Origin of the sequence: Eikenella sp. HMSC061C02 (genome assembly GCF_001809035.1) — a bacterium.
Lineage (GTDB): Bacteria > Pseudomonadota > Gammaproteobacteria > Burkholderiales > Neisseriaceae > Eikenella > Eikenella corrodens.
Window position 1 is genome coordinate 1 of sequence record NZ_KV795551.1, and the last position, 5,450, is coordinate 5,450.

Annotated in this window: 7 protein-coding genes; 5 read left to right on the forward strand and 2 right to left on the reverse strand. The window is 58.6% G+C overall.

The genetic code is table 11. The features are described 5' to 3' along the window. Window positions 1-16: 16 nt before the first annotated feature. Window positions 17-295, reverse strand: coding sequence for a hypothetical protein (locus HMPREF2541_RS06200; protein ID WP_070542361.1), 279 nt, complete (start codon window positions 293-295; stop codon window positions 17-19). A gap of 190 nt (window positions 296-485) precedes the next feature. Between HMPREF2541_RS06200 and HMPREF2541_RS06205 the strand changes: the two genes are divergently transcribed. From HMPREF2541_RS06205 to HMPREF2541_RS12175, 4 genes are all read left to right on the forward strand, one after another. Then, on the forward strand, window positions 486-980 hold the full coding sequence (locus tag HMPREF2541_RS06205; protein WP_070542364.1) for a GNAT family N-acetyltransferase: 495 nt from the start codon (window positions 486-488) through the stop codon (window positions 978-980). 29 nt (window positions 981-1,009) lie between these two features. Further along, window positions 1,010-1,501, forward strand: coding sequence for a hypothetical protein (locus tag HMPREF2541_RS06210; RefSeq protein WP_023887725.1), 492 nt, complete (start codon window positions 1,010-1,012; stop codon window positions 1,499-1,501). Window positions 1,502-1,588: 87 nt separating this feature from the next. After that, window positions 1,589-2,044 carry a hypothetical protein gene (locus tag HMPREF2541_RS06215; RefSeq protein WP_049258702.1) on the forward strand — a complete coding sequence of 152 codons (456 nt, stop codon included), beginning with the start codon at window positions 1,589-1,591 and terminating at the stop codon, window positions 2,042-2,044. Window positions 2,045-2,115: 71 nt separating this feature from the next. Then, on the forward strand, window positions 2,116-2,673 hold the full coding sequence (locus HMPREF2541_RS12175) for an RICIN domain-containing protein (RefSeq protein WP_070542367.1): 558 nt from the start codon (window positions 2,116-2,118) through the stop codon (window positions 2,671-2,673). Between the two features lie 89 nt (window positions 2,674-2,762). Here the strand turns inward: HMPREF2541_RS12175 and HMPREF2541_RS06225 are convergent, their stop codons facing one another. Next, window positions 2,763-3,104, reverse strand: coding sequence for a hypothetical protein (locus HMPREF2541_RS06225; protein WP_070542370.1), 342 nt, complete (start codon window positions 3,102-3,104; stop codon window positions 2,763-2,765). 218 nt (window positions 3,105-3,322) lie between these two features. Here HMPREF2541_RS06225 and ppk1 point away from each other — a divergent pair, with 218 nt between their 5' ends. Then, on the forward strand, window positions 3,323-5,377 hold the full coding sequence (gene ppk1, locus HMPREF2541_RS06230) for a polyphosphate kinase 1 (protein ID WP_070542373.1): 2,055 nt from the start codon (window positions 3,323-3,325) through the stop codon (window positions 5,375-5,377). Window positions 5,378-5,450: the final 73 nt, after the last annotated feature.

Consider the following 5,450-nt stretch of genomic DNA (forward strand, 5'->3'; position numbering starts at 1 on the left):
AGTCTAACCTAGTTATCTAGGACAGCCCCATAAAGTAATAAGCCACATAGCCGCCGAACACGGCCAAGGGCAATAATTGCAGCAAGGCGCGCTGCTTGGCCGCCGCATCCTGGCGCAAATGCGCCGACACCAACGCAAACAGCACATATTTCAGCAAAAACACACAGGCGCAGCACATCACCACCCCGTGCAGCAAATAGCCCGTGGCATCGCGCGCCGGATTCAGCGCAAACCACAAGGCCAGCAACAGCGGCAGCAGGCACACGGCCAGCCAGCTTTTCAGATGAGGGGGCATAAGGATTCCTTTTGATGGGTGGGGTGGGGCTTAAAGGCTACCTGAAAATTAGTGCACCTGAGTTTTAGTTGATTTGGCTCATGCAGGGTTCAGGTAGCCCTAATTATATCCCCGATTGCCCAAGCCAATTGGTTATTCGATTGGACAAGCTATATAATTCCGCCAGTTTCACCGCACCTACCCGCCCGTTATGAGCCTGATTACCCACCTGCGTCCGGCACGCATCCAAGATTGCGAGCATATCTACAACGCCCACCAATACGCCGTGCGCTACACCTGCGCCCGCAACTACAACGAAGCCGTGCTGCAAGCCTGGCTTGCCCTGCTCAGCCCCGACAGCTACCTCGACACTCTCGAAGACGAACGCAAGCTCTTGTGGGTGATCGAATTCAAACACCACATCCAAGGCTTTTTCCAGCTTAATCTGCAAGAATCCCAGCTCGATGCCCTGTATGTGCACCCCTTCGTGCAGCGCCAAGGCCTCGGCACCGCCCTGCTCGGCCGCGCCGAAGAGCTGGCCTACCAACACGGGCTGGGCATGCTCAAGCTCTATGCCTCGCTCAATTCCGAACCGTTTTACCTGCTCAACGGCTACCGCCCCCTTGGCGAAGCCATGCTGCCGCTGAATCAAGAAATCGGCATCGAATGCCGGCTGATGCGCAAACTGCTCACCGACTGCCGCTGATATTTCACCACATCAAACAAGGATATAAAATGAAAAAACTCCTCCTCCCCGCCCTGTTGGGCAGCACCCTGCTCACTGGCTGCTACACCCTGCCCGATCCCACCGAATTCACCATGGAGCAAATCCACCACCTGGATTACGGCAGCTACCCGCGCAACCACGAGCAGCTCATCAAGCGCCACCTCGCCCAAACCCTGATCGATCCCCGCTCCATGATGCTGGATGGCATTTCCCGCCCAAGAAAATTTGTGCGCTTCGAGCGAAGATTCCACCCGATCGAAACCGATACCCCGATCCGCATCATCACCGGCTATGTAGTGTGCGCCCGCGTCAATGCCAAAAACAGCTATGGCGGCTACACCGGCTGGCAGCTACACCCCTACCTCATCCGTGACGGCCGCATCTATGAAAACGTGTTCGGCACCGGATGCTACAGCGACGACGACCCCATGGTATCCGTAGAGCCCGGCTCTTATATTAAAGTGCTGGAAAATGGGAAAGAAATCAGAGTAAACCCCTAACTGCCCTGAGGCTACCTGAAACCGTTTCGCACTCTGCTGCAGCTTGGTTTTCAGGTAGCCTCAACACTTTGCCAAAAAGGAAAATGCATGAGAAAACGCCTTCTCGCCGCCCTCTTCGGCAGCTTCCTGCTCGCCGGCTGCCTACCTAAACCTACCGTACTCACCATGGATCAAATCCGCCGCATGGACTACGGCAGCTACCCGCGCAACTACGAGCAACTCATCAAGCGCCACCTTGCCCAAACCCTGATCGACCCCCATTCTGTGATGTACGGCGGCTTCACCCGGCCGCGGAAATATTTGCACGTGCATAAAAACCAATACGTTGCCGCCGGGCAGATCAGCTATTATCCCTCCTATATGGTGTGTGCCCGCGTGAATGCCAAAAACAGCTACGGCGGCTACACCGGCTGGCAGACGCACGCCTTCTTCATTAAGAACGGCGAAGTGATCAACAGCGACCAACACCCCTTAAAATGCGACAGCCAAGACGAAATCGTGTTAGATATCGAAGCACTCGCCAATGTGGAAGTGCAGCCGTAAACCGCATACAGGCTACCTGAAACCGCCCGCAGCTTTCAGGTAGCCTAACCCCTCCCACCGAAAGAGCCGCCATGAAAATCCCGCCATTCCTGATTGCCCTGCTCGCCCTCCCCGCCTGCACTTATCTCGACGGCCCAAACGGGCGGTTCTTCTCGCTCGATTTGCCTGTGGAAACCACACACACCGTGCACAAAACCGTGCGCGTGGACGCCGCCCCGGGCACCACCGTCATCATGACCGAAAGCTCCCCGCTCGACGGCTACTACCGCCCCGTGCTCAACAACAGCCGCCGCACCCTGCTGCGCCAAGCCGCCGACAATTCCTGCCTCAGCCTCGAACGCAGCGGCATGCCCGCCTACCTGGTCAGCCAGCCATGCCACGGGCGCAACAACCAACAATTCATGTTCGACGGCCCGCGCCTGAACATCAACGGCTTGTGCGCCGAAGCCACCGGCGGCGCCGGCAGCCCCGTCATCGCCACCGCCTGCCAAAACAGCCGCAGCCAGCATTGGATTGCCGAGGGCAGCCACATCCGCAGCGCCGCCAACGGCCTGTGCCTGGACGGCAGCAGCGGCACGGTGAGCCTGCAATATTGCGATAACGGGATGGGGCAGCGGTTTTACCGATAGCTTGGTGGAGGATGGCGTGGAAATAGAAAAGGCTACCTGAAAAACCGTAGGATGGTTTTCAGGTAGCCTTTTTATACCGCTACGGGCACTTAGTGTCGGTAGTTGATTTGGATGTTGCCGCGCACGGGCGATACCGGCCGCCAGTTGCCGGTGCAGATGGTGGAGCCGGCGCTGGTGTGGCAGTTGCGATGTTCGGTGTAGCCGATGCCGCCCCGGCTGTATTGCTCGGTGGTTTGGATTTCGCCGCCGCCGTATTGGTTGGAGCCGTTGTAGAAATAGTAGCTGCGGCTGGGGTAGTAGCCGGGGTAGTTGTCGTAGCCGCCGTAGTAGTAATCAGCGGAGGGGTTGATTTGCAGGTTGATTTGGGCGCTGGTTTCGGCTGCGGCGGCAGCGCTGAAGAGGGCGGCGCAGAGGAGGAACAGGATTCGCATGATGGGTCTCCCGAAAGGTGGCGGGTGGAAACGTTCGGCCTGCTTCGTGCCTATATCTTGCCTTTAGGCGCAGGTTGGAACGATAATTGCTATGTTAATTATAGCGGGCGCACATGGCACTTTGCCGATGGCGGCATAGCCATTATAGCGCCGATTTCTTCTAAGCAGCTGTTTGTTTACACAGCGTTTTCATTCAATTTTCTTTTTCAGGTAGCCTTATGCCGAACCAGCCCACCATCCTTTGCCGCGAACTGAGCCTGCTGGCGTTCAACCGCCGCGTGCTGGCGCAGGCGCGGGACGAGGGCGTGCCGCTTTTGGAGCGGTTGCGCTTTTTGTGCATCGTTTCTTCTAATTTAGACGAATTTTTCGAAGTGCGCATGGCCTGGCTGAAGAAGGAAAGCCAGCTTAACCCGCACATTCTCTTGGATAACGGCACCACACCGGCCGAAACCATGGCGGCAGCGGCGGCTGAGGCCAAAAAATTAATTCAGGAGCAATACGAGCTGTTCAACCAAGAGCTGATTCCCGCGCTGCGCCAAGAGGGCATTTTCTTCTATCCGCGCCGCCAATGGACGGAGCAGCAGCGCGCCTGGATTGAAAGCTATTTCGACCGTGAGCTGCTGCCCATCCTCACCCCGCTGGGGCTCGATCCGGCGCACCCCTTCCCGCGCCTGCTCAACAAGTCGCTCAACTTCGTGGTGTCGCTTTCCGGCAAAGACGCTTTCGGCCGCGCTTCCGGCATGGCCGTGGTGCAGGCGCCGCGCATTTTGCCGCGCGTGGTGAAGCTGCCGGAAGAACTCAGCGAAGGGCACGGTTTCGTGCTGCTTTCCTCCATTTTGCATGCCTATGTGCACAAGCTCTTCCCCGGCATGGATGTGGAAGGCTGCTACCAATTCCGCCTCACGCGCAACAGCGAGCTCACGGTAGATGAAGAAGACCTCACCAACCTGCGTGCCGCCGTGCAAACCGAGCTGCGCGAGCGGCAGTATGGCGACGAAGTGCGGCTGGAAGTGGCCGACAACTGCCCGCCGCATGTGGCCGAATTCCTGCTCGCACAATGCAATTTGAGCCCGAACGAGCTCTACCAAGTGGTCGGCCCCGTGAACCTGGTGCGCCTGATGGCCGTGCCCGATATGGTGGACCGACCTGATTTGAAATTCCCACCATTCTCGCCCGGCCTGCCCAAAGATGTGCGCAAAGACCAGCCCATGCCTGAAGTGCTCAAACAGCATGACGTGCTGCTGCACCACCCCTACCAATCCATCGCCCCCACCGTGCGCTTCATCCAAGAAGCCGCCGCCGATCCAGATGTGGTGGCCATCAAGATGACCATCTACCGCACCGGCACCCATTCCGACCTCGCCCGCGCCCTGATTGCCGCCGCCAATGCAGGCAAACAGGTAACCGTGGTGGTGGAGCTGATGGCGCGGTTCGACGAAGAAAACAACGTCAACTGGGCGCGACGGCTGGAGAGCGCGGGCGCGCATGTGGTGTACGGCGTGTTCGGCTACAAAGTGCACGCCAAAATGGCGCTCGTTATCCGCCGCGAAGGAGGCTACCTGAAGCGCTACGCCCACCTCGGCACCGGCAACTACCATCAAGGCACTTCCCGCATCTACACCGACTTCGGCCTGCTCACCGCCGACGAAGCCATCACCGCCGACGTGAACGCCATCTTCATGGAAATCACTGGCTTAGGCCAACCCACGCGGCTCAACAAGCTTTATCAAAGCCCCTTCACCCTCAGCCCCATGCTGCTGGAGCGCATTGCCGCCGAAACCGCCGAAGCCCGCGCCGGACGACCCGCCCGCATCATTGCCAAGATGAATTCGCTGATCGAGCCCGGCATCATCCGCGCCCTGTATGAAGCCAGCCGGGCCGGCGTGCAGATAGATTTAATCGTGCGCGGTATGTGCACCCTGCGTCCTGGCGTGCCCGGCCTTTCCGAAAACATCCGCGTGCGCTCCATCATCGGCCGCCTGCTCGAACACTCCCGCGTGTTCTACTTCCACAGCGGCGGGCGCGAAGAGCTCTTCATCGCCAGCGCCGACTGGATGAGCCGCAACTTCTTCCGCCGCATCGAAATCTGCACCCCCGTGGAAAACCCGGCTATCAAACAGCGCATCATGCGCGAAGCCCTCACCCTCGCCCTGGCCGACAACCGTAAAGCCTGGCTGATGCAACCCGACGGCAGCTATATCCGCGCTACCGCGCAGGAAGGGGAAGAAGGGCTGGATATGCAGGAAACACTGTTGACCGAATATCGGCGCTGACGGCGCGGAAGTGGCAGAAGTGAAAGAGGCTAGTAAAATTAGATATAAAGCTTTGCCAAAGCCCCGGATATCC